Raw genomic sequence first — 25,529 nt, forward strand, 5'->3', positions numbered from 1 at the left:
AATTGCAATACGCAGTGTATCCAATATGGAGGTGCGCAGCATGCCTCGTCACGTTTCATGCAACGACTGTAGTCTCAGCCCCATTTGCCTGCCGTTGGCGGTGGCGCCTTCCCAGCTCGACGAACTGGATGGCATCATTCGCCGTGGCCGCCCGCTGAAGCGCGGAGAGCACCTGTTTCGTGCCGCCGCCCCGTTCAGCGCCGTTTATGCCGTGCGCTCCGGCTCACTGAAGACCTATGTCCTCTCCGATGAGGGGGAGGAACAGGTTACCGGCTTCTACTTGCCTGGCGAGATCGTCGGCATGGACGGCATCAGTACCGCGCACCATGTTTCCAATGCCAAGGCGCTGGAAACCGCCACCGTGTGCGAGATTCCCTTCCATCGCCTGGAAGATCTGTCCCAACGCATCCCCTCCTTGCAGCATCACTTCTTCTCGCTGATGAGCAACGAGATCCGCGCGGACCGCGAACTGCACATGCTGTTGAGCAAGAAGAGCGCGGATGACAGAGTGGCTTCTCTACTGTTATCCCTGGCCGCGCGTCAACAGCGCAGGGGCTTGAGCAGCCGCCGCTTCCGCCTGCCCATGTCTCGCTATGACATCGCCAATTATCTGGGACTGGCGGTGGAGACGGTGAGCCGCATTTTCACCCGTTTTCAACAGCAGGATATGCTGCTGGTGGATGGCAGGGATGTGGAAATTGTGGACCGTGAGGCTCTCTGCGGCGGCGGCAGATTACATACGGAGGCACCATGACTATTCCGACCGATGGCATTCTCGTTGTCCTGGACCGCCAACTGATGGCCCCGCAGCCGGCGCTGAAGAAGGGGCGGCTGCTGGCCGCCGCACTGAACTGTCCACTGGTGGTAGCCGTCAATAGCGATTCCTCGGCCATGCGCCGGGCCGTGGGGCTTGACCAGAAACGTCGCCAAACGGCCGAGCAGCAAATCCGCAATGCCTGGGAACGGCGTATACAGGATTTGCTGGCCGACACCGAGGCCACTGTGCATATCACCACGAACAAGGACCAGGATGAGGATTTGCGGCAGACGGTGATCGCCGCCAAACCGCGCCTGGTGGTGGTGCATACCAGCGAGGAAGGCACGCTGCGACGCCATTTGTTCACGCCCCGGGACTGGCTGCTGATCCGCAGGGCGCCCTGCCCGGTGCTTTGCGTACAGGACCGCCCGTGGAGCGAACCGCCAGTGTTTAGCGCGGCGATTGAGCCCGAGGAAGAGGACGAAAGCGGCCTGGATGCCACGGTGTTGGCCGCTGCCCGGGAATGGTCGGCGCCGCTGCGGGCATCACTCAACGCCGTGCATGTGCTGGAACATCCGGATGAAACCTTGTTGTTGGTGGCTGGCGAAGCATTGCCGGAGTACGCCGCCAGTGCCGAGAGCATTCGCAAAAGCCACCGCGAAGCTCTGGACCGCTTCGCCGAACGTCACGGTTTGCCGCTGGAGCGCACGGAAATGCTGGAGGGGCCGATTGCCGGCACTCTGGCGGACTATTGTGAAAACAACGGCACCGATGTGTTGGTGGTGGGAACCGTTCGCCGCAATAAAGTGGAACGGCTGCTGCTGGGTGCCACCGCTGAATCGCTGCTGGTGCATGCCCGCAATGATGTTCTGGTGATCAAACCGGACGGCTTTAACACCGACTGGCGGTGATGGGGCATACAGCCCATCCGCTGCCAAGGCAGCTTCCCACAGCGACATCACTACGAAGCCACCGTGAGAAGTTGCCTTGGCAGCGAATACAACCTGAATCCATGCCTCCATGACCAATAGACTAGCCACAGCTATCGGTTCGGCGGTTAACCACCCTGCTCCGCTCTTCGGAACACCGGTTTGGTGTCCGTGGAAGAGGCTTTGTCATATCGATACCCGGCTTCCTTGAACCGCTTCAGATCCTCCGGCTTTTCAATCCCTTTACGCAGTATCCAGGCCGCCATCAGCCCTCGGGCTTTTTTGGCATGGAAACTGATGACCTTGTATGTGCCGTTTTTCTCATCCTGAAAGACCGGTTCGATGACCGGGCCCGGCAGCAGTTTGGTTCGCACGGATTTGAAATACTCATTGGAGGCGAGGTTCACCAGGGTGTCGGTACCCGCGGCGCGCATGTCCTTGATCAACTGCCGGCTAATGCGGTCGCCCCAGAAAGCGTACAGATCCTTGCCCTCCGGCGTATCCAGCCTGGTACCCATTTCCAGGCGATACGGTTGCATCAGATCCAGCGGCCGCAGGACCCCGTAAAGACCGCTCAGCATGCGCAGTCGCTGCTGCGCGGCGGCCAGGTCATCCTTACTGAAACGGCTGACGTCGAGCCCGGTATACACGTCCCCTTTGAAGGCGAAGAGTGCCGGGCGGGCGTTGTCCTTGTTGAAAGGGCGTTGCCACAGAGCAAAGCGTTCGACGTTGAGGTGGGCAATCTTGTCACTCACTCCCATCAGGCTGGACAGATCCGCCGGTGACAGTTTGCGGGCTCTTTCCACCAATGTTTCACTGTCATCGAGCATGCGCGGTTGAGTAGCGCGCAGCGCCGGCAACGGTGACTCGTAATCCAGGGTCTTGGCCGGCGAGACCACTATCAGCATGGGTTTTCCTCCGTGGCGTGAAATCGCGAATACCGCCATCATAATAGTCCGGTAACCGCTCTGTTGGGGCGGTGCGGTGGCGGCTCAGGATCAAGCAGCCGTAGATGGTAGCGCAAGCGGCCATGGTTTTGACCATTGGCAGATATAGGCAGGGCCGGTTCCAATCCCGGTGATGCTGGCGAAGGGCCGTGGTATCACCGGGAAAACAAGACAGAAGGATAAAGAGCATGCGGTATTTGTTGGTTCTGGCGGTGGTTACCGCGGTGGTGATATTGCTGTGGGGCAGCTGGCAGGCCGGACGGCGTCCCTTCTATCTGGTGCTCGCCGGGGTCGGCGCGGCCAGCGCGGTGATGCTGATTTCCTTTCTGTTCACTGACCAGGAACGATTGCTGCCTGGTGATCCCGCCTCGGTCACCGTTACGGTCACCGGCGTCAGTCAGATGGAAACCGGCGTGCGGGTAAGCGGCGAGATCAGCAATCGGGGGGGCCACGCCATCGCTCACGTAGTGCTGGATACCGTCGCCCTCTCCTGTCCGCCGGCGAAAGCCTGCGAAACACTGCATGAAGAGCGTATTCCGGTATCCATTCATGTGCCCGCTGGTGGCCGCTATCCGCTGGCGGTGGTGGCCGACCGTGACCGCGGCATGCCGCCCCCGGATCGCTGGGAGTTAAGGGTCCGGGAAGTACAAGTGTACGGTGAATAGCGCGGGCCGCCACCATACCGGGGGGTTTGCAAGCCGGGACTAAATGGTCACAATGCGCTTCCCGAACCAATGGAGTTACCATGGCGGCGCTGATCCCCGGCCAGTCCACGGCCATCGCTACCAACGCTTGGCGTGTGCTGGGCCGTAACCCCGGCATGATGACCGGCCCCGGCACCAACAGTTATCTGGTGGGTGGCCGAGCCCTGACGGTGATTGACCCCGGCCCCACGGATCCGGAACATACCCAGGCTCTGTTGGCCGCGGCCGAGGGGCTGGAGCGGCCAATCGAACGCATCATCGTCACCCACACCCATCGCGATCATTCCCCGGGCGCGCATGACCTGGCCGCCGCCACCGGTGCCGTGCTGGAAGGCCCCTGGGTGCCGGATGATGGTTTGCAAGACACCACCTGGGAACCGGCGCGGGAGCTCAAGGATGGTGATACCGTGGACTGCGGTGGTCTGACCCTCGAAGTGATCGCCACCCCGGGGCATGTCGGCAACCACCTGTGTTACCTGCTGAAGGAAGAGGCGCTGTTGTTCACCGGTGACCATCTGATTCAGGGCTCCACCGTGGTGATCGCCCCGCCTTCGGGATCCATGAATGCCTACCTGTCGTCCCTGGACAAGCTGCGGCAGTGGGATATCAAACGCATGGCGCCAGGGCATGGCGACGTCATCGATGAGCCGCTGGCGCTGGTGGACCACACCATCAAGCACCGGTTGGAACGGGAAAAGAAAGTCTTCGCCGCCCTTACCAACGACGCCACCAGCGTGCCGGATCTGGTGAAACGGGTTTACGACGATGTGCCTGAATTCCTGCACGGGGTGGCGTGTTTGTCACTGGAGGCGCATCTGATCAAGTTGCATGAAGACGGCCGCGCCCACCGTCAGAACGAACTCTGGTGCCTGCTTCCCTGAGACAGCCGGTCCGTGGTTGTGAGCGATCCCGTTTACACGCGGATTCGCTGCCAAGGGAGCTTCCCACAGCAGCTCTGTAGCTCTTCTGTGGGAAGCGTGTTTACACGCGAATCGGCGTGCCCGCGAATTTACAACCAACCTTTCCGCTTGAAATACCAGTACGGGGCGAAACCCGACAGGAACATCAGCCCGATCACCGCCGGGTAACCGAATTCCCAGTTCAACTCCGGCATCACCTGGAAGTTCATGCCATAGATACTGGCGATCATGGTCGGCGGCAGGAAGACCACGGCAGCGATGGAAAAGATCTTGATGATCTGGTTTTGCTCGATATTGATGAACCCCTGGGTGGAATCCATCAGGAAGTTGATCTTCTCGAACAGAAAAGTGGCGTGGGACATCAGCGTGTCCAGGTCATGCTGGATTTCCGAGCAGGTGCGGCGGCGCTCCTTGTCGGCCCGCACATAGCGCTGGATAAAGGAAATCGAGCGCTGGGTGTCCATCAGACACAGCCGGATTTTCCCGTTGCTGTCTTCCAGATGGGCCAGCTTCTCGATGCCGTCCTCCAGCTCCGCTTCCTCATCCTCCAGCACCAGGTAACTGACATCCTCCAGATCCCGGTGGATGTCCTCCAGCGTATCAGCCAGATTCTCGGTCTTCTGTTCAAGAATGCTCAGTAGAATGTCCAGCGGCTCCAGCGCCCGCACCCAGCCGCGCCGGATGCGCATACGCATGAGACGGAAATCCGGGGCGCGTGAGTCACGGAAGGTCAACAGCCGGCCTGGCTGCAGCACGAACGCCACGGTCGAGGTGCGATGCCGTCCCTCGCTCTGATGAACGAACAGGGAATGCACATGAAGGCCGTGCTCATCATGGAAGAAACGGGCGGAGGATTCGATTTCCTCCACATCGTCGGATTCCGGCAGCGCCTGACGGAACAGATGCTGCACCTCCTGCCGTTCCTCATCGGTGGCGTCCACCAGGTCGATCCAACTGGCTTCCCTGGCGGTGTCCGGGGTCAGCCCCGCCACATCCCGCTCGCGGAGCACTCCGTCTTCAATATCGTAAACGTACAGCATGCTAGACTCCTGGCGACGGACCTTCCACTAACCGCGCATAGCATCATCCACGCGTACATAGAGGGTCAAAGGCGCTTAGATAGAGCAGGTTGCTATGACTGTCAACCACACCCTTTCCCGGCTCGACTCCCTGCCCTCTCCTCTGGAACTGGGGCAAGGGGCGCGTATCTGGCTGATTGAGCGGCTTCTCGGCCCTTCGGCCACTGCCCTGTTCAACACGCTTTGTAACGAACTCCCCTGGGAGCAACCCCGTGTACAGGTGTTCGGCCGCTCTCATCCGGTGCCACGACTGGTCTGTTGGCTGGGTGACGCCGGGGTCACCTACCGTTATTCAGGGCTCACCCACCGGGCCGGGGGCTGGCCAGATCCGTTGATGGCGTTGCGGCGCGCGGTGACCTCACTGACCGGATTGACGCCCAACGGTGCTCTGGCTAATCTCTACCGTGACGGGGACGACACCATGGGGTGGCACCGGGACAATGAGCCGGAACTGGGATCGGCCCCCTGGATTATCTCCTATAATCTCGGTGCCACACGGGACTTCTGCCTGCGCCGCCACGGCGAGCACCGGCAGAGCCACCGACTGCCACTGTCCCACGACAGCCTGTTGATCATGTCACCTCAGGTGCAGCGTTTTTATGAACATGCCCTGCCCCGTCGCCGGAGAGTGCGCGAGCCCCGCGTCAATCTTACCTTCCGCCATATCGTGACCGGGACGATGGGCGTGCCAGGCCAGAAACCCGGCGCGTTCAACCGAAAAACAGGTAGCTCATCAGAATCGCCGTGATCAGGCCGGCCGCGTCGGCGGCCAGGCCGCACCACAACGCATAGCGGAAGTTTCGCACTCCCACACTGCCAAAGTAGACGGCGAGAACGTAAAAAGTCGTCTCGGTGGAGCCCTGCATCACTGCCGCCATGCGGCCCGCCAGCGAATCCACGCCTTGCGTGTGCATGACATCCAGCATGGCGGCGCGGGCGCCGGACCCGCTTAATGGTTTCAGTAAAGCCACGGGCAGGGCGTCAACGAAACGGGTATCCCAACCAAGCCAAAGGGCGGCATGCCGGATCGCCGATAACACGGCTTCGAGCACACCGCTGGCGCGCAGCATGGCGATGGCGGCCAGCATCGCCACCAGGTACGGAATCAGCCTCACCGCCAGGGTGAACCCTTCCTTGGCACCCTCGATGAAAGCGTCATAGCTGTCCACCCGGGCCCGCCAGGCCGCCACGAAGAAAGCGCCGATCACCGTCAGCAACAGGCCGTTGCCAAGCAGACTGGAAATCTGGGCGCTGGCCTCGGCCGGCACCCACCACACCGCCAGCCCGAGCAATCCGAGCACGCCCAACCAGACGCCGGCGACGGCCAGCAATACCGGATCCCGCAGTCGTATACCCTGCAGGCGGGCGGTCAGCGCCACGCCGACAAAAGTGGACGCGGTGGTGGCCATCAACATGGGCAAATAGATGTCGGCGGGATCCGCCGCGCCCTGCTGGGTGCGGTAGAGCAAGACGGTTACCGGCACCAGTGTCACCGCCGAGGTATTCAGCACCAGGAACATGATCTGGGCATCGCTGGCCGTTCGCGGCCGTGGATTGCTTTCCTGCAGCGAGTTCATCGCCTTCAGGCCCAACGGCGTGGCGGCGTTGTCCAGTCCAAGCATGTTGGCGGCCATGTTCATGGAAATGCCGGCGCCGGCTCGTGAACCTTCCGTCACCGATGGCATCAGACGATGGAGTATCGGTTGGACCAGAGCGGCAAGCCGGTCGGCGAGACGGCTCTGCTCGGCCAGACGGAACAGGCCGCTCCACAGCGCCAGCACGCCGATCAGCCCGAGACTGACCTGAACCGCCAGATCGGCCGCTTCCCACAGCGCGCCCACCACGCGGGCGGGAGCTCCGGTGTCACCGAGCAGCAGTTGCAGGATGGCGCCGGCGATGCCGATCAGGAAGAAGCCGGTAAACAGGCGATGCATGGTGTGCGGTGCTCTCCATGGTGGTGGATGGCATGGTGGCGGATGGCGTGGCGGTGGTCACACACAAATCAGGACCTCCCATACGAATTAATCAGAGGTTCCCGTATACTGCCAGTAAATGAATCATTGAGTGAGTCCATGAGCGTAATTCGCAAGCTGAGTGCCTTGATCGTCGCCGGGTTGCTGCTGGGCGGCGCCCTGCATATTGGAGACGGCCTGCAGGCGGCGGCGCCGGAGGTCCAGGGCAGCATCAAGCCGGATAAAGTGCATCGGGAAGCGGCGAAGGAAATCGTCGATCGCCTGAAATTGCATTACCGGCGGCTGGATTTCAATGATTCCCTGTCCGGGCAGATGCTGGACCAGTACATCAAGGATCTGGATCCGAGCCGCCTGTACTTCACCGCCGAGGATATCGGCGAATTCAACCGCTATCGCGATCAGCTCGACGATCAGTTGCGAAGAGGCACTCTGGAAGCGGGCTACACCATCTTCAACCGTTTTCAGCAGCGGGTGGAACACCGTTTGCAGAAAGCGCTGACGCAGTTGCGTGGTGATATCGATAAATGGCAGTTCAGCAGCGACCGCAAAGTGCTGGTGGACCGAACCAAAGCCGATTGGGCGCCGGATCAGCAGGCCCTGGATCAAATCTGGGATGACTATCTGCGTAATTCCGTACTGTCCATGCGCCTTAATGGCACTCCGGAGAGTGAAATCCAGGACCGCCTGGTGCGCCGCTACGAAGGTCAACTCAGCCGGGTGCAGCAAAACAGTTCCGAGGATGTGTTTCAGCTCTATATGAACGCGCTGGCGCAGACGTTCGACCCGCACACCAATTATTTCACCCCGCACAATTCAGAGAACTTCGACATCAGCATGAGCCGCTCCCTGGAAGGCATCGGCGCCGTGTTGCAGTACGAGGATGGCTACACCAAGGTGGTGCGGCTGGTGCCGGGCGGTCCCGCCGCGAAGGCCGGGCAATTGAAACCAGCGGATCGCGTCATCGGGGTTGGCCAGGGGGAAAAAGATGCCATCGTCGACGTGGTCGGCATGCGCCTGGATGAAGTGGTCGATATGATCCGTGGCCCCAAGGGCTCGGAGGTGCGACTGGAGATCATTCCGGCTGGTGGCGCGGGAGAGCACAGTACCCGCACGATCACCATAGTGCGGAACAAAGTGGTGCTGGAGGAACAGGCCGCCAAGAAGGAAGTGATTGAACTGAATCACGACGGCGAGAACATCAAGCTGGGCATCATCGAAATTCCGGCCTTCTACCTCGACTTCAATGCCTTTCACCGCGGCGACCCGAACTACACCAGTACTACCCGGGACGTGGCCAAGCTGTTGGTGGAATTGCGCAAGCAGAATCCGGACGGCCTGATCATTGACCTGCGCAACAATGGCGGCGGCTCGCTGCTGGAAGTCAACAAGCTGGTGAGCCTGTTCATCAATCGTGGTCCCACCGTGCAGGTGCGTGAATCATCCGGCCGGGTCAGTGTCGAGAACGACCAGTACCCGGGCATGCTCTACACCGGCCCGATGGCGGTTCTGGTGAACCGTTACAGCGCTTCCGCCTCGGAAATCTTCGCCGGCGCCATGCAGGACTATGGGCGTGCGTTGATCGTTGGCGAGCCCACCTATGGCAAGGGAACGGTGCAAACCCTGCTGGATCTGAATCACGGCAAACTGAAAATGACCAACGCCAAGTTCTATCGGGTGTCCGGTTCCAGCAATCAGAACCTGGGCATTGTGCCGGACCTGCTGATGCCGTCGCTGATCGATACCAACGAGGTGGGCGAAGGCGCTCTGCCCAATGCCCTGCCCTGGGACGAAATCGACTCCGCGGACTATCAGCAGGTGGCGGATCTGATGCCGTTCCTGCAAACCTTGCGTCAGCGTCATGAGCGGCGCATCGAGAAGGATCCGGAGTTCGTCTATGTGGAGGAGCTGCGGGCCTTGCTGGACGAGGCCCGGGAACGCAAGGAAGTGACGCTGAACGCGGCCAGCCGGGAGTCTTGGCAGGAGGGCTTCGATCAGCGCCGTCTGAATATTGAAAACGCCCGCCGCGAAGCCCGCCATGAGGAACCGCTGAAGGACATGGCGGAGCTGCGCACGCTGGAAGAGCAACGGGCACTGGATCCGGAAGCGGCGGAGGATCCGATGAAGAAAGACCCCTATCTGCGTGAGACCGGCCACATCCTGGCGGATATGATCGAGCTGGCGCAGGCCCAAAGAGTGGCTGACAAACGGGACTGAGGCCGCGCCGCTTCAGGCCCCCGGAGTCACCACCCAGCTCTTCAACTCTCGCGCCAGCCAGTCCGGCGCGTCCAGGGAGAGATCGTGACCGGCCGCCGGGTGGACGCTCAGTGGCCGGTTCCAGGCCCGGGCCAGTGCTTGCGAGCAGCATGGACTCACCAGACGGTCCCCTCCCCCATTCACGATAAGCACCGGGCTGCTCCCGGGCAGCCGCGCCGGAGCCTGGAAGCGGGCGGCGGCCCATAGCTGGCGAAGGCTGTTGGCCGTGGATACCGGCCGTCCGCCGGCAATCAAGGCCCATTCCCGGGCCACCTCCGTCAGGCGCTCCGGGGCCAGCAGATTAGTGGTGAGCTCAAGGATCGCCCGCTCCTTGTTTTCGGTGTCCCGGCTTAGCAACACATCGCGCAGCAGGCGTGGATAATTGCGCGCCCGCAGGCGCTGATGGAAAGGACTGAAACGTGCCGTGCTGCTATTAATCAGCGCGGCGCCACCAAGCTCACCTGGGAAACGCCGCAGCCAGTCCATTCCCACCATGCCGCCGAGGGACAGGGCCACCAGTCTGGGCCGCCGGCTCAGCACCTCATCGCCCAACTCGGCACGGGCGGCGTCCACCATCTCCGCCACCGTGGTGGGGCTACGCTCATGATAACGCTGGCCATTGCCGGGCAGATCGACACAGCGAACCTCGTGCTCTCCTCCCAGCACATCCGCCAGATGGCGGTCAAAGCCCTGCCAGTGGGCCTGCTCACGGATCAGCCCGCGTAGCAGAATCCAGGTTGTCGTCATAACGTTTCCGTTCTCCCGAGCCGGGGCGCCGCTGGCGGCGCCGGGTTGTTGTTTGCACCTGTTTCTGGCGATACCGGCGGCGCCTTGTTGTTGGCGCTGCCATACCACTAGGATCGGAGCCGGGCTACACTGCCCTCTATTAACCACGGTTGGTGGCGGGTGGTTCCGCGCCGCCGTCCGTGGCTGATGCCATCGCCTTAGCAGATCTTGGAGTGCGCGCAAATATGGCACGAAAAACCGTCAAGAGGGTTAAAACCGGTTCTTTGGAACGGCGATTTACCCTTGCCCGCGCCGGCTTTCTCGCTGGTGCCCGCTACGCCACCGCCAGTGCCGGTACCTTGTTCTCCTCCCCGGACAAGCGAGAGGAAAGACGGAAAGCCATTCTCTCTCAACGGGCCGAGGAATTGGTGGCTGAGTTGGGTGAATTGAAGGGCTCGGTGGTGAAAATCGGGCAAATGATGGCCCTGTTCGGCGAGCATTTCCTTCCCGAGGAAGTCACCGCCGCCTTGCACACACTGGAAAACGACACCGCCGCGCTTGAGTGGCCGGCCATGGAGCGCCACCTCAAACAACAGCTGGGTACTGTGAAACTGGCGGAACTGGACGTGGATCCGGAGCCGCTTGGTGCCGCCAGTCTGGGGCAGGTTCATCGCGCCCGGCGCAAAAAGGATGGCCGCGAGCTGGTGTTGAAAGTGCAATATCCCGGAGTCGCCGACGCCATAGACTCGGATATGCGCGCCCTGGTGCGGCTGCTAAAACTGAGCCGGCTGGTGCCGATCACCGACCAGTTCAATCAGTGGCTGGATGAGGTGCGCGCCATGCTTGGCCGGGAGGTGGACTATGATCTCGAGGCCCACACCACTCGCCATTTCCGTGAAGCATTGCGCGAGGACCCCCGCTTCATCGTTCCTGAAGTGTTTTCCGAGTACTCCTCCCATAACATTCTGTGCCTTTCCTTCGAGGAGGGACTGCACATCAGTGACCCCAAAGTGGTCGCCCTGAGCCAGGAACGGCGCAATTTTCTCGGCCGCGCGATCATGGAACTGTGCTGTCGGGAGGTGTTCGAGTGGAACAAGATGCAGACCGATCCGAACTTCGGCAATTATCTGTTGCAGATCGATGAGGAAGGCCACGACCGCATTGTGCTGCTGGACTTCGGAGCCATCCGTGATTTCGATGACCAGGTGCTTGGCCCCGGCCGGGAGATGATTCGCGGTGCCTGGTACCATGATACGGAGCGCCTGGTGCGGGCCATGAAGGCGCTGCATTTCCTTTCCGGCGACCCTCCTCGCCGGGTGCAAGAGGATTTTGCCGGTCTCTGTTTCGAGGCCATCGAGGCCTTGCAGGACCCGGACCGTTTTCCGCCGCCGGCGTCGGTGGTCAATGAGAAAGGGGAATATCTGTGGGGGGAAAGCAACCTGCCCAGCCGGGTGCTGAATCGCGCCAGTCGCAACGCTCTGTCCGTGCACTTCGACGTACCGCCGAAGGAATTTATCTTTCTGCTCAGGAAGTTACTGGGGGCTTACACTTTTTTGCATGTCATCAAGGCGCAGGTGCGTGGCGATACCATTCTGGGCCCTTTTATCCATATGCATGAAGATGATGACAAGGCCTGTGTTGATCAACAATTAAGCAAAAATGCGAAGAAATCATGATCTTTATGATCAAAATCTAGCCATCCATCCGTCAAACCACGATTTCTTGTTTGCCAAGCTCGCCACTCCACAATAAGGTTAGCAGCCTGCTCGACGGCCGGTTTTCTTAAACCGGCCTTTTTGTGAGGGCCCCTGTGCATTTCCGGCTATTGCCGTGGCATGGGGGCTGCCCAACAAACCATATAAAACGGGGGTAACGCAGGTGATTATCGGTGTTCCCAAGGAAATTCGCCCCGGCGAGGAGCGCGTCGCCCTGACGCCAGCCAATATCGCGGCTTTATTGAAAAAGCACGATATCCAATTCCTCGTTGAAACGGGTGCCGGCGTCGCCGCCGGTTTTACCGACGGCCAATATGAAGCCGCCGGTGCCAAGCTTGCTGACCGGGATCAAATCTTCTCCAGCGCCCAGGCTATCCTGCAGGTGCAGACGCCAGGCAGCAATACGACCAATGGTCAGGACGATTTGGACAAGATGAAGAGCGGACAGTTCCTCATCGGCATGACCGATCCCCTGGCCAACCCGGGTTTCGCCCAGCAACTGGCTCAGAGCAATGTCACCGGCATTGCGCTGGAACTGGTGCCGCGGATTACCCGGGCCCAGGCCATGGACGTGCTGTCCTCCATGGCAATGATCGCGGGCTACAAGTGCGTTCTGCTTGCGGCTGCCACCGCCAACCGTATGTTCCCCATGAACATGACCGCCGCCGGCACGCTGAACGCCTCGCGGGTGTTTGTCATGGGGGCGGGCGTCGCTGGTCTGCAGGCCTGTGCCACCGCCAAGCGCCTCGGCGCGGTGGTCGAAGCCTATGACGTCCGCCCCGCTGCCCGTGAGCAAATCCTGTCCGTTGGCGCCAAGCCGGTGGAGCTGGATCTGGACACCGGCGAAGCGGAAGGCAGTGGCGGTTACGCCAAAGCCCAGGGCGAGGACTTCCTCAAGCGTCAGCGCGAGCTGATGACCGACGTGATCAAGGAAATGGACGTGGTGATCACCACCGCGGCGGTGCCGGGCGCCAAGAGTCCTATCCTGGTCACCGCCGACATGGTCAAGGCGATGAAGCCGGGTTCGGTGATCGTTGATCTGGCCGCGGAACGGGGTGGTAACTGTGAACTGACCCAGTCCGGCAAAACCGTGGTCGAACACGGCGTGACCATCATCGGCCCGGAAAACGTTCCCTCTACCGTGCCGCACCATGCCAGCCAGATGTTCGGTAAGAACATGGAGAACCTGCTCAACCTGCTGCTCAATGATCAGGGCGAGCTGTCGCTGGACTTCGAGGACCAGATCGTGGCGGATACCGTTATCAGCCACAACGGCGACGTGCCGCACACACGCCTGCGTGAGCTGCTTGGCCTGCCCGCGCTGGAGAAACCGGAACCCGAGGCGGCGGACGCCGACAACGGGAAGGAGGAGAAGTAATGGACTTCGTAGCCGAACTAACGCTTTTCGTGCTGGCCATCTTTCTCGGCGTGGAGCTGATCACCAAAGTTCCCCCCACCCTGCACACCCCGCTGATGTCGGGCTCCAATGCCATCTCCGGTATTACGCTGGTGGGCGCGCTGATCGCCGCCGGTTCCGACGCCGGGCTGCTGGTGAAGGTGCTGGGTTTCATTGCCGTGGTACTGGCCACCATCAACGTGATTGGTGGCTTCATGGTGACCAATCGAATGCTGGCGATGTTCAAGAGGAAGTAAGCAATGCAGATTTCCCAGAACTGGATCGATATCGCCTATTTGATCGCCGCCGTGCTGTTCGTGCTCGGCATCAAGGGGCTGACCAAACCGAAAACCGCGGTGCGCGGCAATATGCTGGCTGGCGCCGGCATGGCGGTGGCCTGTGTGGTGACCTTGCTGCACCGGGACATTGTCAGCTATGAAATCATCATCGCCGGCATTCTGGTCGGCGGCATCATTGGTGTGCTGCTGGCGAAGAAAGTACAAATGACCGCCATGCCACAGCTGGTGGCGCTGCTTAACGGCTTTGGTGGCGGTGCTTCCTTCTCCGTGGCGGCGGCTGAGTTCTTCCGTGGCGGCCATCCGGACACGGTGGGCATCATCGCCACTGGTGCCGCGGTGCTGATCGGCGCGGTGACGTTCACCGGTTCCTTCGTGGCCTTCGCCAAACTGCAGGAACTGATCGACGGTAAGCCGATGGGTTTCCCGGGCATGAAAGCGGCCAATGCCGTGTTGCTGCTTGGCTCCATCGTGGCGATCGCCTACTTGGTCTCCAACCCCGGTTCACCGACGGTATTCTGGGGGCTGGCCATTGCCGCCGCTCTGCTGGGCATTTTGTTGGTCATGCCGATCGGCGGGGCCGACATGCCGGTGGTGATCGCGCTGCTGAACTCCTACTCCGGTGTGGCCGCTTCCGCCGCTGGTTTCGTCATGGGCAACAGCGCCCTGATCATTACCGGTTCCCTGGTGGGCGCCTCCGGCCTGATCCTGACCCAGATCATGTGTAAGGCGATGAACCGTTCTCTCACCAACGTGCTGTTTGGTGTGATGGCGGAAGGCGGCGAAACCATCGATCAGGATGAAGTCTACGCCGGCAAGATCAAATCCACCTCCGCGGACGAAGTGGCGATGCTGCTGGAAACCGCGCAGCGCGTGGTGATCGTGCCGGGCTTCGGTCTTGCCATGGCTCAGGCCCAGCACGCCGTACGCGAACTGGCCGATACCCTGGAAGCCAACGGGGTCGAGGTGGAGTACGCGATTCACCCGGTGGCGGGACGTATGCCAGGGCACATGAACGTGCTGTTGGCCGAGGCGGAAGTGTCCTATGACAAGCTCAAGGACATGGACACCATCAATCCGACCTTCGAGCAGACCGACGTGGCGATCGTACTGGGCGCCAACGACGTGACCAACCCGATGGCCCGCGAAGACAAAGGCAGCCCGATCTACGGCATGCCGATCCTCAACGTGGACAAGGCCAAGACCGTGGTGGTGGTGAAACGCTCCCTGAGCGCCGGTTTCGCCGGCCTGCCCAACCCGCTGTTCGCCAAGGACAACACTCTGATGTTGTTCGGCGATGGCAAGGGTGCGGTGGTGGACATTACCGCCGCTCTGAAGGAAGGTTGATCGACGCTTTTCTTCAAGTCCGCTTCAATGAAAAAGCCCGCTCAAGCGGGCTTTTTCGTGTCCGGCGATCACTCTCCAGCCTACATCTCGCTGATATCATCTCGCGGCGTCGCCGTACCGCCGGCTGACCCGGCGGGGCCGTGGGCGCCTTGCGGCGGAGTGGCGCCGGAGGTGGCGCGCGCCGTCCTGGACAGGGCATCGTGGATGCCCAGTGCCAGTTGCGCCACCTTCAATGGGTCGCTGTTGGCGGCCAGTACATAACCACGCCCGTTCTGGCTCCAGCGCACCAGGGTGACCGGTGACTGGGTCAGCACATGCAGCCAGCTATCTCCCGGGGCGCTCTGCCCTATCTCATACAGTGCCACGCGTCGTCCCTCGGCGTTCTCGAAGCGATACTCCTGAATATGCTGTCCGGAAACCAGTAGCGGCTGTTGACCGGACGCGCTCAGACCCAGGCGATCCAGCGGCAGCGCCGGGGCCGCGGCGGTATCGGGTATCACGGCGGGATTGCTGAAGGCATGGACGATGGCCTGGGTCAGGTCGATAGCGGGCTCCGTGGTGGCCGGAGACGTGGCCGGTGTTTGCCACCAAATCGCCATCATCACGCCCGCCGCCACCAGGGTGCCGGCAACTCCGACGATCTGCCGGCGGCGCCGGGAAACGGTGTTTGGGGCCTGTGTCGGAGACGACGACGGCGCGGCGGTGCTCTGCTCCCTGAAGGCGCGCCACAGCGTTTCGTCATGGCGCCAGTAATCGCGCAGCCGATCCGCGTAGGCCGGATGCCGCCGGATACCCGCCGCCACCCGGCGGGCCCGCCGGCGTGGTAATTCCCCGTCGGCGAAGGCGCTCAGTTCCTCCTCGCTAACCGCCTCGCGGGACAATAGCCCTCGTTCCCGCCAGCTCATTTTACTCTCCTCAACCGGGGGCGCCCGCCGTTCCGGGATGAATCGTCGAGCTCTTGGCGCAATGTCTCGCGGGCTCTGGAGAGGCGCGAGCGCAGCGTCCCCACTTTGATGCCCAGGATACGGGCGGCCTCGGTGTAACCAGGGTTTTCCAACACCATCAACAACAATGCCGCCCGTTGCTCCGAGGGCAAGGTCCTGATCGCTTCCATCGCCTCGTGACAGGCCAGGAACGGCTCTTGCCGCGCCGCTTGAGGCCTTTCCAGACCGGCATCCGGGGTCAGTGACTCCCTCCGGTGCCGGGCGCTGGCACGGTCATTCAGATACAGCCGGTACAGCATTCTGAACAGCCAGGGGCGTACCGAACGACCGGGCATCCACAAATGGCGCTTGCGCAGCGCTCGCTCCAGGCAATCCTGTACCAGATCCTCCGCCTGTCCCGGATTGTCACACAGCGCCCGGGCGTAGCGTTGCAGGTGCGGGATCTGGTCGCAGATCCGGCGTTCGAAATTCACTCCGGCGGTTCCTTTCCGGCTGACCGTGAGGTCCTTACTAGTACCTACAGCCAGATAGCCGGTTTGGTTCCCAAAAAAGAATGTTGCCATGGAACCAAACCCCATCCCGCCCTGTAGACAGGAATGAGGCGGCGGCAAAACCGGTTTTCCGGCGCGTCCCGCCCGCTGAAGTCACCGGATGGATCGGGAGGTAGCAATGAAGTTCCACACAACGCTGTTGCTGATCCTCGGGGTTGCTTGTCTCGGCGCCACGGTCGCCGCCACGGCGGTGGACGGTAATCGCCCGGCCCGGGACCAGCCCGACTACCAGCGCACCATGCCGGCCCCGCCCGGGCCGCCAGCTGATCCGGACCGACCCGGCCAGCCCGCTTACGGCAATCCTGGCGGCCTGGACGGTGGCGCCGGAGAGAGGGGGCAGCCCGACGACCGGGGCTGGCCCACCGGAGAGGACCGCGACGGCGGCGACGATACACGGGGTGACGACCCCGGCCGCCCATGATTTCCGGGCGGCCTGGAACCGCCGACGCACAATCACTTAAATCGGAGGAAAGACCATGAAAGATGGAAAAATGGAACCGCGGACCGGGTTGCGAAGAGGCGTGGCCGGCACACTCGCCCTGCTGGTGATGGGATCGGTACTGGCCGCCTGTGATCCGAAGCAGCCAGACTCACCGGCCCCTGGGGACCCGCAGCAGCCTTCTCAGCCCGGCATGCAAAGTGGTGGCGACCCCGCTGGTGGCGGCTCCGCCGGGGGCGCGGGTGGCTACGGTGACACTCGGCAATAAGCACTTCACCGGCTCTGGGTTTCGGGATTCCGTTCCGGGCTCAGAGCCGGCTTTTCAACGATTGCCGCCAGCGTACCTGATAGCCATGCCGACTCTCATAGAGGATCACTTCATGGACATCAAACTCAATATGGTCTTCAGGTGGACCTTTGGCTCTCTCGCCCGCCCTTGTCGTGGCAAGCCGGCCGCGGCCGCGAGCCAGCGTTACATGGGGTAAAAAGCCCCGCTCCTCGCGTTCCATCCCAAGATCCTCCAGAAGGCGCCAAACGCGCTCATGCAGTGCCATCAGCGCGGGGGATGGAAAGGCCCGTGCCGCCCACGGGCGGCCACCACTGGACGGGGCTCCTCTTGATGGGGAGCTTCTTTGTGGCGTCCCTCCCAGTGGCATTCCTCCCAGTGGCATTCCTCCCGGTGGAAAAAGGCCTCCACCAGAGAGCTTCAGGCTCAGGGGCTGTACGCCCTCCAGAGTCGCTTCCAGGCGTCGACAAAGCGTCTGTGTCCAGGAAAGCTCCCGTTCTCCGAGGAACGCCAGGGTCAGATGCAGATCCGCCAACGGCAGTCGCCGGCCGGCCCCATCCGGAACGCCCTGTAACAGAGCGCGACCCGCCTCCTTCGGCACCGGCAGTCCAATGAAACACCGCATATGGTTTTGTCTCCCGGGTCTGGCCGTCGCTGTCCCGGCCTCGTTACCAACCCAATAGGCATTCACACCGGGTTAATAGTAGAATGCCGCCCCGCTGACTGCGAGGTGGTTTATGTCCGGTAAGGTTGGATTTATCAGCCTGGGTTGCCCCAAGGCCCTGGTGGATTCCGAGCGCATTCTTACCCAGCTGCGCACCGAAGGGTACCAGGTGACGCCCAGCTACGATGACGCCGATGTGGTGGTGGTGAACACCTGCGGCTTCATTGACGATGCCAAGGCCGAGTCCCTGGAAGCCATTGGCGAGGCGCTGGCCGAGAACGGCAAGGTCATCGTCACCGGCTGCATGGGCGTGGAAGAAGACAACATTCGCAAAGCGCACCCGGCGGTGCTGTCGGTCACCGGACCTCAGCAGTACGAGCAGGTGGTCAGCGCCGTGCACCAGGCGGTGCCCCCTCGGGCCGACCATAACCCCTTCACCGATCTGGTGCCGCCCCAGGGCATCAAACTGACCCCGCGACACTACGCCTATCTGAAAATATCCGAGGGCTGTAACCACAAGTGCAGCTTCTGCATCATCCCCGGCATGCGCGGCAAGCTCGATTCCCGGCCGGTGGGCGATGTGCTCGACGAAGCGGAACGGCTGGTGAAGGCAGGGGTGCAGGAGCTGCTGGTGATCAGTCAGGACACCAGCGCCTACGGCGTGGACCGCAAGTACCAGACGGGTTTCTGGCAGGGCATGCCGATGAAAACCCGTATGCTGGAATTGTGTCAGGCGCTGGGGCAACTGGGAGCCTGGGTGCGGCTGCATTACGTCTACCCCTACCCCCACGTGGACGAGATCATTCCGATGATGGCCGCCGGCCATATCCTGCCGTACCTGGATATCCCGTTCCAGCACGCCAGCCCGTCGGTGCTCAAGGCGATGAAGCGCCCTGCTCACTCGGAAAACACGCTGGCGCGGATCCGCCGCTGGCGCGAAATCTGTCCGGACATCACCCTGCGCAGCACGTTCATTGTCGGCTTTCCCGGCGAAACCGACGACGATTTCGAGATGCTGCTGGATTGGCTGGAAGAGGCGCAACTGGATCGGGTCGGCTGCTTCACCTATTCGCCGGTGGACGGCGCTCCCGCCAACGCCCTGCCCGATCATGTCGACGAAGAGGTGGCACGCGAACGTCAGGAGCGCTTCATGAACGTCCAGGCGCGGATCAGCGCCGCCAAACTGCAACGCAAAATCGGTCAAACCCTGGAAGTCCTGGTGGACGAGGTTGGTGAGGACGGCGTGGTGGCCCGCTCCCAGGCGGACGCGCCGGAGATCGACGGCCTGGTGTATCTGCCCGACGATGCGGCGGTAAAACCCGGGCAACGCCTGCGGGTGACCGTCGAGGACGCCGACGACCACGATCTGTGGGCCTGGCCGGTCGCGTGAACAACGACCAGCCTCTGAAGGGCGCCTTATTGCTGATTCTGGGTGAAGGGTTGCTGGCGATCATGGCGGCCCTGATCAAGCATCTCTCCGACACGCTTTCCACAGAACTGATTGTCTTCGCGCGCAACTTCGTCGGGTTGCTGGTACTGATGCCGGTGTTGATGATCAGTGGCGGCATTCGCGACCTGGGTACTCGCCATCTCGGCCTGCATTTCATTCGTGGTTTCACCGGCGTCGCCGCCATGTTCTGTTTCTTTTACGCCATCGGGCATATCACTCTGGCGGAGGCGGTTCTGGTCAAGATGACGGTGCCATTCTTTCTGCCATTGGTGGCCTGGGCCTGGCTGGGCGATCGGGTATCGCTGCGGACCTGGATGGCTATCGCGCTGGGCTTTGTCGGCGTCGCGGTGATTCTGCGTGCCGACCAGGGCCAGGTGGATCCGGTGATGTGGGTGGCGCTCGGCGGCGCCGCCATCATGAGCGTGGCAAAGGTCAGTATCCGGCGCATGGCGGTAAGCGAGCCGGCACACCGGGTGGTGTTCTATTTCTCGCTGTTCGCCACCCTGCTCTCCGCTTTGCTGTTACCCAGCGTCGAGCAATGGCCCAACGGCGTGGAAATGCTCTGGATGCTGGGGATCGCCCTGTTCGCCATCGCCGGCCAGTTCGCCATGACCACCGCCTATCAGGTGGCCCGTCCCGGCCAGGTCGGCGTTTACAACTACTCCGCGGTGGTGTGGGCGGCGATTCTCGGCTGGTTGTTCTGGGGCGAGGCACTGGCGCTGAGCACCTATCTGGGGACCTTGCTGATTATCGGTGCCGGCATCTGGAACCTGAAATCACGCTGATCGCGCCATATTGACCTCTCCGGCGGTGCCATCCACCACGTCGATCCTCTACGGTGGCTTTTTCACGAGGAAAGAATAACAACCGGAGGGAACAAGGATGACATGGCGTCGTGTGGGGCTGATTCTGGCGGTAGCCGTTCTGGGTGCCGCGCTGCTTGGCGGGTGTGAAGACACCCGGCGCTGGGCCTACCATCAGGGCATTGCATTCGAACAATGGCGAGCGGGCCTCGAAAGCCTGCGAGTCTCCAGCGACAGCGGCCTCGACTGGCATTTGCTGCGCTCCAAAGATGGCGCGGAGGTGCCGGCGGTGCTGCTGATCCACGGTTTTGGCGCCGATGCGCGCAACTGGGTCCGTTTCGCCAATCAGCTGGAAGGCGAGTATCGTTTTATCATTCCCGATCTGCCCGGCCACGGCGCCACCCTGCCCCTGACCACGTCAATGGAGTACGGCATTGACAAGCAGGCCACCCGGCTGTTCGAACTGCTTGATCACTTGGGCGTCGAGCGCTTTCATGTGGCGGGCAATTCGATGGGGGGCGCCATCGCCATTGAAATGGCCCGGCGCCACCCGGACCGGCTGATCTCACTGGGGTTGGTGGACGCCGCCGGGGTTACCCTGCAAACACAGGAATTCCGCGATGTGCTGGCGCAATCACCGGGCAATCCTCTGATTCCCCGGCGGGCCAAGGACTTCCATACCACACTGGACTGGGCCGCCGAACGCTCGGTGGGCATGCCCGACTTCGCCATCACCCTGATGGGCGAGGAGAAAGCCGCCAATGCGGAAGTGGCGGAGAAAGTCTGGGCGGATATCAATTCGGATCCGGCGATGCGGTTGGGGCAAACCGGGGTGCTGGCTTCCATCAATACTCCCACGCTGGTCCTGTGGGGACGTGAAGACCGACTTCTTGGGGTCGACAACGTCGAGGTCTTCACCCAGACCCTGCCAAATGCCCGGGCGGTGATCCTTGATGGCGTGGGTCACGTGCCGATGGCGGAAGCGGCCGGACAAAGCGCCGATGCCTTTCGGGTTTTCTGGAACCGGATCCCGGCCCGTCCGCGCTGATCATCCCGGTCTTGAAACAGACCAGTCTTGAACAACATCGCCGGCGCCCGTAAGGTCTTTCCTTTTTCCAGGCGCCGGCCAGCCATGACCCAATCCGACAATCCCATTCCCAAAATCCGACGGGGCGAAGCCCATACCATTCATACCCGTGGCATTACCCTGCTGCGTTCCGGCCACCGCGAGGTGCGCCGCTTGAAACGTGCCAATCACGTGCCCTCGATCCACGGCAACAAAGTGTGGAACTCCAGCTTCCTGATCATGGATCAGTTGACCCGCGACCGCCGGGCGCTGTCCCTGGGAGCGGATATCCATTTGATGGACATCGGCTGTGGCTGGGGCCCGCTGTCGATATTCGCCGCCAAGCGTCTTGGTTGCCGGGTGACCGCGGTGGACGCGGACGAGGATGTCTTTCCCTATCTGGAACTGCATGCCGCCATCAACAAAACCTCGGTGACGACCCTGCAAAAACGCTTCGAGAATCTGACCAAAGCGCTGCTCGCCGATGTCGATGTCATTACCGGTGCCGACATCTGCTTCTGGGACGAGCTCACGCCAGTGCTGTTCAATCTGATACGCCGTGCGCTGAATCAGAAGGTGCGGCGGATCATTATCGCCGACCCCGGACGCTCCCCGTTCTATGCCCTGGCGGAACGATGTGAAGAAAAATTCGACGCCCGGCTGGTGGAACGGCGCACCCAGACCCCTCGTGAGCTCAGTGCCGATCTTTTGATCATCGACGGCCCGCGCTGAATCCGGCTATTGAAAACCGGTTCGGAGACTCCATTCAGATGACTGGTCGTGCGTCGCCTTCTTGTCGTAATGTCAACGGCGACGCTTCCCGTTTATGACGAGTGGATATCATGAACCAAGACGAGCAGGAAACCACCATCGAACAGCCCACCCCTCAGGGGGCCCTGGCCTTGCCGGATCATCATTTGCCACAACGGGTCTATCTGATACCAGTGCGTCATCGCCCGTTCATGCCCGGGTTGGTGCAGCCGATTCTTCTGAATCAGGAGCTGTGGCAGACCACCCTGGAGCGGGTTAGCCAGACCCCGCACCATGCCCTGGGCCTGATCTATGTGGGCGACCGTAACCCGGATGAGGTCTCGGTGGAGGATTTCCCGGAATACGGCTGTCTGGTGAAAATCCATGCCGTCAATCAGGAAGACGATCATCTGCAGGTGGTGGCCCAGGGGCTGGCGCGTTTCCGCGTTTCCGGCTACACCAATCGCAAACGCCCGTTCATGGCGGAAGTGGAATACCCTGAGCCCAAGGACGAGCTCTCCGATGCCCTGCGCGCCTATGCCATGGCGATCATCAACACCATCCGCGAGCTGCTGCCACTGAACCCGCTGTATAACGAAGGGCTCAAGCACTATCTGCAGAATTTCTCGCCGCGGGACCCCTCTCCTCTCACCGATTTCGCTGCCGCATTGACCAGCGCGAACGGGGACGATCTTCAGGACATTCTGGAGACCGTGCCGTTGAAGCCACGCATGGAGAAAGTGCTGACACTGGTGCGCAAGGAAGTGGAAGTCGCGCGCCTGCAGAACGAGATCAGCGAGGAGGTCAACGAAAAGATCTCCCGCCATCAGCGTGAATTTTTCCTCAAGGAACAGCTCAAGGTGATTCAGCGTGAGCTGGGTCTGGAAAAAGATGACCGCACCGCCGACGTGGACGAATTCCGCGCCCGCATGGAATCTCTGACGCCGCCGGAGGCGGTGGCCAAGCGCTTTGAAGAGGAAGTGCGCAAACTGGGCGTGCTGGAAAGCGGCTCGCCGGAATACGCGGTGACCCGCAACTATCTCGACTGGCTGACGTCCGTTCCCTGGGGGCGATTCTCCGAGGACAATCTGGACCTCAAGCACGCCCGCGATACCTTGAGTGCGCATCACAGTGGTCTGGACGACGTCAAGGATCGCATCGTCGAATTCCTCGCGGTGGGCGCCATGCGCGGCGAAGTCAAAGGCTCGATCCTGCTGCTGGTAGGACCTCCCGGGGTGGGCAAGACCAGTGTCGGGCGGGCCATCGCGGAAGCCCTGGATCGCCGTTTTTACCGGCTCAGCCTGGGCGGAATGCGGGACGAGGCGGAGATCAAAGGCCACCGGCGCACCTACATCGGCGCCATGCCCGGCAAGTTGATTCAGGCGCTGAAAGAGTCCGGCACCAGCAATCCTGTGATCATGCTCGACGAAATCGACAAGCTCGGCGCTTCGTTTCAGGGCGACCCGGCCTCCGCCCTGCTGGAAGTGCTGGACCCGGAGCAGAATCAGGACTTTCTCGATCACTATCTGGACGAACGTCTGGACCTCAGTCATTGCCTGTTTATCTGCACCGCCAATACCCTGGATTCGATCCCCGCTCCCCTGCTCGACCGCATGGAAATGATCCGCCTGAGCGGTTACATCACCGAGGAAAAGGTGGAAATCGCCAAACGCCATCTGTGGCCGCGCTCCCTGGAACGGGCCGGGGTCAAACCCGGGCAGCTCACCATCAATGCCAGCGCGTTGCGTCAGGTGGCGGAGGGCTATGCCCGTGAAGCCGGGGTGCGAAACCTGGAGAAACAGCTCAACAAGATCATTCGCAAGGCGGCGGTACGTTTGCTTTCCGGTGAGAAAAAGATCAGCGTCACCAGCAAGAACCTCGAGGAATTTCTCGGCCAGCCCTATTTCCAACGGGAGAAGACCCAGCGCGGTATCGGTGTCGTTACCGGTCTGGCCTGGACCTCCATGGGGGGCGCGACCTTATCCATCGAAGCCACCCAGGTGCATGTTCATCAACGTGGCTTCAAACAGACCGGGCAACTGGGCGATGTGATGAAGGAATCCGCTGAGATTGCGTACAGCTATGTCGCCAGCCATCTGCCGGCCTACGGTGGTGACAGCAGTTGGTTCGATCAGTCCTTTGTGCATTTGCATGTGCCGGAAGGCGCCACGCCAAAGGATGGGCCCAGTGCCGGCATTACCATGGCCACGGCCTTGATCTCACTGGCTACCGGCAAACGATTGCCGCGCAAATTGGCGATGACCGGCGAGCTGACGTTGACCGGTCAGGTGCTAGCCGTCGGTGGCATTCGCGAGAAGATCACCGCCGCTCGCCGTGTTGGTATTCGTGAAATCATTCTGCCAAAGGCCTGCGAGCGCGATTACAAGGAACTGCCGGAGCACCTTAAAAAGGGGCTGACGGTGCACTTCGCCGAGCGCTATCAGGATGTCCATGACGCCATCTGGGGATGACCCGATGCGCTTGCCGCGGGCCCGGCAGCCGGAGCACTACATCGTGCCCCGTTGCCATGAGGAGGTGGTCATCCTGCACCGGGACGATCACCTTCTGGTGGTAAACAAGCCCGCCTTCCTGCTCAGCGTGCCGGGCCGGGCGCCGGAGAACAAGGACTGCGTGATCCGGCGTCTGGCGGTGGACTTTCCGGAAATACGGCTGGTGCACCGGCTCGATCTGGATACCTCCGGAATCATGGTGTTCGCTCTGACTCGCGAAGCGCAGAGCCAGCTCAGCCGCGCCTTCCAGCAACGCCGGGTATTCAAGGAATATCAGGCCGTGGTGGACGGCCTGGTGGAATACGGAGACGGCGCGGTGGACTTGCCGCTGATCGCCGACTGGCCCAATCGGCCGCTGCAGAAAGTCTGTTTCGAAACCGGCAAGGTGGCGCTCACCCAATGGAAAGTGCTGGAGCGGGACACCGTCCGAGGCCGCACCCGGTTACGGCTGCGGCCGGCTGCGTATTCACTGCCGGGAGCTGGGGCATCCGATTCTCGGCTGCGATCTCTACGCGCCCGAAGCGGTGCTCGCCGCCAGCGAGCGGTTGCTGCTGCATGCCCACAAGCTGGCCTTCAATCATCCTCACACCGGACTGTGGAGCGAGTTCGTTTCGCCGGTCCCCTTTTAAAAGGGGCTCCCGGACTACGCCCAATCCTCACCGTAATCGTGCAACAGTTCCTGCCCTGCCTTCACCGCTTTCAGCGTCACCACGGTGAGGTCGTCATAGTAAGCCACATTGGCCGGCCGGCCGTGATTGATGTAACGCAGCTCGCATAAAACCCGGTGCCGCTCCTCGCCATCGTCATCCAGCCACAGCACATAGGGACCGTTGCGACGAGCGGGCTTGGTTTTCAGCACGCCGAGCACGGTGCCGGCGGGAAGACGTTGGCGGGCGAACAGCCCCTTGCCATGGATATCACTGGTCTGGACCAAAACCAGGTCGTGACGAACGTAGGGTTTCATGGGCATCGTGCTTGCAGTTGTTATCGTCAGCGTGGCATCTTGCCAGAAAAGCTATCAGGG

25 protein-coding genes and 2 pseudogenes are annotated in these 25,529 nt (G+C 61.6%); 18 read left to right on the forward strand and 9 right to left on the reverse strand.

The features are described from left to right. Positions 1-40 precede the first annotated feature (40 nt). Both fnr and A6D6_RS08290 read left to right on the forward strand, forming a co-directional pair. On the forward strand, positions 41-754 hold the full coding sequence (fnr, locus tag A6D6_RS08285; RefSeq protein ID WP_133491010.1) for a fumarate/nitrate reduction transcriptional regulator Fnr: 714 nt from the start codon (positions 41-43) through the stop codon (positions 752-754). Then, positions 751-1,668 carry a universal stress protein gene (locus A6D6_RS08290; RefSeq protein WP_159660460.1) on the forward strand — a complete coding sequence of 306 codons (918 nt, stop codon included), beginning with the start codon at positions 751-753 and terminating at the stop codon, positions 1,666-1,668. Before fnr ends, A6D6_RS08290 begins: the two co-directional genes overlap by 4 nt. Before the next feature lie 146 nt (positions 1,669-1,814). Here A6D6_RS08290 and yaaA read toward each other — a convergent pair whose 3' ends face one another. After that, positions 1,815-2,594, reverse strand: a complete 780-nt coding sequence (gene yaaA, locus A6D6_RS08295) for a peroxide stress protein YaaA (protein ID WP_159660461.1) — start codon at positions 2,592-2,594, stop codon at positions 1,815-1,817. A gap of 227 nt (positions 2,595-2,821) precedes the next feature. Here yaaA and A6D6_RS08300 point away from each other — a divergent pair, with 227 nt between their 5' ends. Continuing rightward, on the forward strand, positions 2,822-3,298 hold the full coding sequence (locus A6D6_RS08300) for a hypothetical protein (RefSeq protein WP_159660462.1): 477 nt from the start codon (positions 2,822-2,824) through the stop codon (positions 3,296-3,298). A gap of 80 nt (positions 3,299-3,378) precedes the next feature. Continuing rightward, positions 3,379-4,218: an MBL fold metallo-hydrolase gene (locus A6D6_RS08305; protein WP_133490844.1), complete on the forward strand. Its 840-nt coding sequence runs from the start codon at positions 3,379-3,381 to the stop codon at positions 4,216-4,218. 128 nt (positions 4,219-4,346) lie between these two features. On the opposite strand, the gene corA is transcribed toward A6D6_RS08305, so the two are convergent. Beyond that, positions 4,347-5,297: a magnesium/cobalt transporter CorA gene (gene corA / locus A6D6_RS08310; RefSeq protein WP_133490843.1), complete on the reverse strand. Its 951-nt coding sequence runs from the start codon at positions 5,295-5,297 to the stop codon at positions 4,347-4,349. Between the two features lie 94 nt (positions 5,298-5,391). Here corA and A6D6_RS08315 point away from each other — a divergent pair, with 94 nt between their 5' ends. Then, positions 5,392-6,084 carry an alpha-ketoglutarate-dependent dioxygenase AlkB family protein gene (locus A6D6_RS08315; protein ID WP_236564037.1) on the forward strand — a complete coding sequence of 231 codons (693 nt, stop codon included), beginning with the start codon at positions 5,392-5,394 and terminating at the stop codon, positions 6,082-6,084. On the opposite strand, the gene A6D6_RS08320 is transcribed toward A6D6_RS08315, so the two are convergent. After that, positions 6,047-7,270, reverse strand: coding sequence for a nucleoside recognition domain-containing protein (locus tag A6D6_RS08320; RefSeq protein WP_159660463.1), 1,224 nt, complete (start codon positions 7,268-7,270; stop codon positions 6,047-6,049). The genes A6D6_RS08315 and A6D6_RS08320 overlap by 38 nt on opposite strands. A gap of 138 nt (positions 7,271-7,408) precedes the next feature. Between A6D6_RS08320 and A6D6_RS08325 the strand changes: the two genes are divergently transcribed. Further along, positions 7,409-9,523: a carboxy terminal-processing peptidase gene (locus tag A6D6_RS08325; RefSeq protein ID WP_133490841.1), complete on the forward strand. Its 2,115-nt coding sequence runs from the start codon at positions 7,409-7,411 to the stop codon at positions 9,521-9,523. A gap of 12 nt (positions 9,524-9,535) precedes the next feature. Here the strand turns inward: A6D6_RS08325 and A6D6_RS08330 are convergent, their stop codons facing one another. Next, complete coding sequence (locus A6D6_RS08330; RefSeq protein ID WP_159660464.1) at positions 9,536-10,309, reverse strand: alpha/beta fold hydrolase; 774 nt, start codon at positions 10,307-10,309, stop codon at positions 9,536-9,538. Positions 10,310-10,533: 224 nt separating this feature from the next. Here A6D6_RS08330 and A6D6_RS08335 point away from each other — a divergent pair, with 224 nt between their 5' ends. The 4 genes from A6D6_RS08335 to A6D6_RS08350 all read left to right on the forward strand — a co-directional run bounded on the left by A6D6_RS08335 (position 10,534) and on the right by A6D6_RS08350 (position 15,042). Further along, positions 10,534-11,964 carry an ABC1 kinase family protein gene (locus tag A6D6_RS08335; protein ID WP_159660465.1) on the forward strand — a complete coding sequence of 477 codons (1,431 nt, stop codon included), beginning with the start codon at positions 10,534-10,536 and terminating at the stop codon, positions 11,962-11,964. Positions 11,965-12,166: 202 nt separating this feature from the next. After that, positions 12,167-13,381, forward strand: coding sequence for a Re/Si-specific NAD(P)(+) transhydrogenase subunit alpha (locus A6D6_RS08340; protein WP_159660466.1), 1,215 nt, complete (start codon positions 12,167-12,169; stop codon positions 13,379-13,381). Then, a complete protein-coding gene (locus tag A6D6_RS08345; protein ID WP_133490837.1) occupies positions 13,381-13,656 on the forward strand; it encodes an NAD(P) transhydrogenase subunit alpha part 2 in 276 nt (91 codons plus the stop codon). The genes A6D6_RS08340 and A6D6_RS08345 overlap by 1 nt, the downstream gene beginning before the upstream one ends. A gap of 3 nt (positions 13,657-13,659) precedes the next feature. Further along, positions 13,660-15,042: an NAD(P)(+) transhydrogenase (Re/Si-specific) subunit beta gene (locus A6D6_RS08350; protein WP_236564038.1), complete on the forward strand. Its 1,383-nt coding sequence runs from the start codon at positions 13,660-13,662 to the stop codon at positions 15,040-15,042. An 80-nt stretch (positions 15,043-15,122) separates the two neighbouring features. On the opposite strand, the gene A6D6_RS08355 is transcribed toward A6D6_RS08350, so the two are convergent. After that, a complete protein-coding gene (locus A6D6_RS08355; protein WP_159660467.1) occupies positions 15,123-15,947 on the reverse strand; it encodes a hypothetical protein in 825 nt (274 codons plus the stop codon). After that, positions 15,944-16,459, reverse strand: coding sequence for an RNA polymerase sigma factor (locus A6D6_RS08360; protein WP_201303734.1), 516 nt, complete (start codon positions 16,457-16,459; stop codon positions 15,944-15,946). Before A6D6_RS08360 ends, A6D6_RS08355 begins: the two co-directional genes overlap by 4 nt. Before the next feature lie 196 nt (positions 16,460-16,655). Between A6D6_RS08360 and A6D6_RS08365 the strand changes: the two genes are divergently transcribed. Together A6D6_RS08365 and A6D6_RS08370 are read left to right on the forward strand one after the other, a co-directional pair. Beyond that, positions 16,656-16,958 (forward strand): hypothetical protein, encoded by a 303-nt coding sequence (locus tag A6D6_RS08365; protein ID WP_133490834.1) that lies wholly within the window; start codon positions 16,656-16,658, stop codon positions 16,956-16,958. Between the two features lie 55 nt (positions 16,959-17,013). After that, positions 17,014-17,244, forward strand: coding sequence for a hypothetical protein (locus A6D6_RS08370; protein ID WP_133490833.1), 231 nt, complete (start codon positions 17,014-17,016; stop codon positions 17,242-17,244). 40 nt (positions 17,245-17,284) lie between these two features. Here A6D6_RS08370 and A6D6_RS22140 read toward each other — a convergent pair whose 3' ends face one another. Together A6D6_RS22140 and A6D6_RS22145 are read right to left on the reverse strand one after the other, a co-directional pair. After that, positions 17,285-17,485 carry a hypothetical protein gene (locus A6D6_RS22140; RefSeq protein ID WP_369412850.1) on the reverse strand — a complete coding sequence of 67 codons (201 nt, stop codon included), beginning with the start codon at positions 17,483-17,485 and terminating at the stop codon, positions 17,285-17,287. A 180-nt stretch (positions 17,486-17,665) separates the two neighbouring features. Further along, positions 17,666-17,887 (reverse strand): annotated as a pseudogene (locus A6D6_RS22145) (2'-5' RNA ligase family protein); the annotation flags it as partial. Between the two features lie 112 nt (positions 17,888-17,999). Here A6D6_RS22145 and rimO point away from each other — a divergent pair. The 6 genes and pseudogenes from rimO to A6D6_RS21860 form a co-directional block, all read left to right on the forward strand. Continuing rightward, complete coding sequence (gene rimO, locus A6D6_RS08380; protein ID WP_159660470.1) at positions 18,000-19,316, forward strand: 30S ribosomal protein S12 methylthiotransferase RimO; 1,317 nt, start codon at positions 18,000-18,002, stop codon at positions 19,314-19,316. Further along, entirely contained in the window at positions 19,313-20,161 is an 849-nt protein-coding gene (locus tag A6D6_RS08385) for a DMT family transporter (RefSeq protein ID WP_133490830.1), read from the forward strand. Before rimO ends, A6D6_RS08385 begins: the two co-directional genes overlap by 4 nt. Positions 20,162-20,258: 97 nt before the next feature. Next, positions 20,259-21,227 (forward strand): alpha/beta fold hydrolase, encoded by a 969-nt coding sequence (locus A6D6_RS08390; RefSeq protein WP_159660471.1) that lies wholly within the window; start codon positions 20,259-20,261, stop codon positions 21,225-21,227. Between the two features lie 84 nt (positions 21,228-21,311). Next, positions 21,312-21,977, forward strand: a complete 666-nt coding sequence (locus tag A6D6_RS08395; RefSeq protein WP_133490828.1) for a class I SAM-dependent methyltransferase — start codon at positions 21,312-21,314, stop codon at positions 21,975-21,977. A gap of 110 nt (positions 21,978-22,087) precedes the next feature. Further along, entirely contained in the window at positions 22,088-24,466 is a 2,379-nt protein-coding gene (gene lon / locus A6D6_RS08400; RefSeq protein ID WP_133490827.1) for an endopeptidase La, read from the forward strand. A gap of 4 nt (positions 24,467-24,470) precedes the next feature. Beyond that, positions 24,471-24,899: pseudogene (locus A6D6_RS21860) on the forward strand (pseudouridine synthase); the annotation flags it as partial. Between the two features lie 249 nt (positions 24,900-25,148). On the opposite strand, the gene A6D6_RS08410 reads toward A6D6_RS21860, so the two are convergent. Then, complete coding sequence (locus A6D6_RS08410) at positions 25,149-25,469, reverse strand: SET domain-containing protein (protein WP_133490826.1); 321 nt, start codon at positions 25,467-25,469, stop codon at positions 25,149-25,151. Between the last annotated feature and the right edge of the window lie 60 nt (positions 25,470-25,529).

It is taken from the genome of Alcanivorax xiamenensis (genome assembly GCF_009846745.1).
Classification (GTDB): Bacteria; Pseudomonadota; Gammaproteobacteria; order Pseudomonadales; family Alcanivoracaceae; genus Alloalcanivorax; species Alloalcanivorax xiamenensis.

Excerpts from the sequence above, each read along its gene's own strand:
- fnr (WP_133491010.1), top strand. The coding sequence starts at position 41 with ATGCCTCGTCACGTTTCATGCAACGACTGTAGTCTCAGCCCCATTTGC.
- A6D6_RS08290 (WP_159660460.1), top strand. The coding sequence starts at position 751 with ATGACTATTCCGACCGATGGCATTCTCGTTGTCCTGGACCGCCAACTG.
- yaaA (WP_159660461.1), bottom strand. The coding sequence starts at position 2,594 with ATGCTGATAGTGGTCTCGCCGGCCAAGACCCTGGATTACGAGTCACCG.
- A6D6_RS08300 (WP_159660462.1), top strand. The coding sequence starts at position 2,822 with ATGCGGTATTTGTTGGTTCTGGCGGTGGTTACCGCGGTGGTGATATTG.
- A6D6_RS08305 (WP_133490844.1), top strand. The coding sequence starts at position 3,379 with ATGGCGGCGCTGATCCCCGGCCAGTCCACGGCCATCGCTACCAACGCT.
- corA (WP_133490843.1), bottom strand. The coding sequence starts at position 5,297 with ATGCTGTACGTTTACGATATTGAAGACGGAGTGCTCCGCGAGCGGGAT.
- A6D6_RS08315 (WP_236564037.1), top strand. The coding sequence starts at position 5,392 with ATGACTGTCAACCACACCCTTTCCCGGCTCGACTCCCTGCCCTCTCCT.
- A6D6_RS08320 (WP_159660463.1), bottom strand. The coding sequence starts at position 7,270 with ATGCATCGCCTGTTTACCGGCTTCTTCCTGATCGGCATCGCCGGCGCC.
- A6D6_RS08325 (WP_133490841.1), top strand. The coding sequence starts at position 7,409 with ATGAGCGTAATTCGCAAGCTGAGTGCCTTGATCGTCGCCGGGTTGCTG.
- A6D6_RS08330 (WP_159660464.1), bottom strand. The coding sequence starts at position 10,309 with ATGACGACAACCTGGATTCTGCTACGCGGGCTGATCCGTGAGCAGGCC.
- A6D6_RS08335 (WP_159660465.1), top strand. The coding sequence starts at position 10,534 with ATGGCACGAAAAACCGTCAAGAGGGTTAAAACCGGTTCTTTGGAACGG.
- A6D6_RS08345 (WP_133490837.1), top strand. The coding sequence starts at position 13,381 with ATGGACTTCGTAGCCGAACTAACGCTTTTCGTGCTGGCCATCTTTCTC.
- A6D6_RS08350 (WP_236564038.1), top strand. The coding sequence starts at position 13,660 with ATGCAGATTTCCCAGAACTGGATCGATATCGCCTATTTGATCGCCGCC.
- A6D6_RS08355 (WP_159660467.1), bottom strand. The coding sequence starts at position 15,947 with ATGAGCTGGCGGGAACGAGGGCTATTGTCCCGCGAGGCGGTTAGCGAG.
- A6D6_RS08365 (WP_133490834.1), top strand. The coding sequence starts at position 16,656 with ATGAAGTTCCACACAACGCTGTTGCTGATCCTCGGGGTTGCTTGTCTC.
- A6D6_RS08370 (WP_133490833.1), top strand. The coding sequence starts at position 17,014 with ATGAAAGATGGAAAAATGGAACCGCGGACCGGGTTGCGAAGAGGCGTG.
- A6D6_RS22140 (WP_369412850.1), bottom strand. The coding sequence starts at position 17,485 with ATGGAACGCGAGGAGCGGGGCTTTTTACCCCATGTAACGCTGGCTCGC.
- rimO (WP_159660470.1), top strand. The coding sequence starts at position 18,000 with ATGTCCGGTAAGGTTGGATTTATCAGCCTGGGTTGCCCCAAGGCCCTG.
- A6D6_RS08390 (WP_159660471.1), top strand. The coding sequence starts at position 20,259 with ATGACATGGCGTCGTGTGGGGCTGATTCTGGCGGTAGCCGTTCTGGGT.
- A6D6_RS08395 (WP_133490828.1), top strand. The coding sequence starts at position 21,312 with ATGACCCAATCCGACAATCCCATTCCCAAAATCCGACGGGGCGAAGCC.
- lon (WP_133490827.1), top strand. The coding sequence starts at position 22,088 with ATGAACCAAGACGAGCAGGAAACCACCATCGAACAGCCCACCCCTCAG.
- A6D6_RS08410 (WP_133490826.1), bottom strand. The coding sequence starts at position 25,469 with ATGAAACCCTACGTTCGTCACGACCTGGTTTTGGTCCAGACCAGTGAT.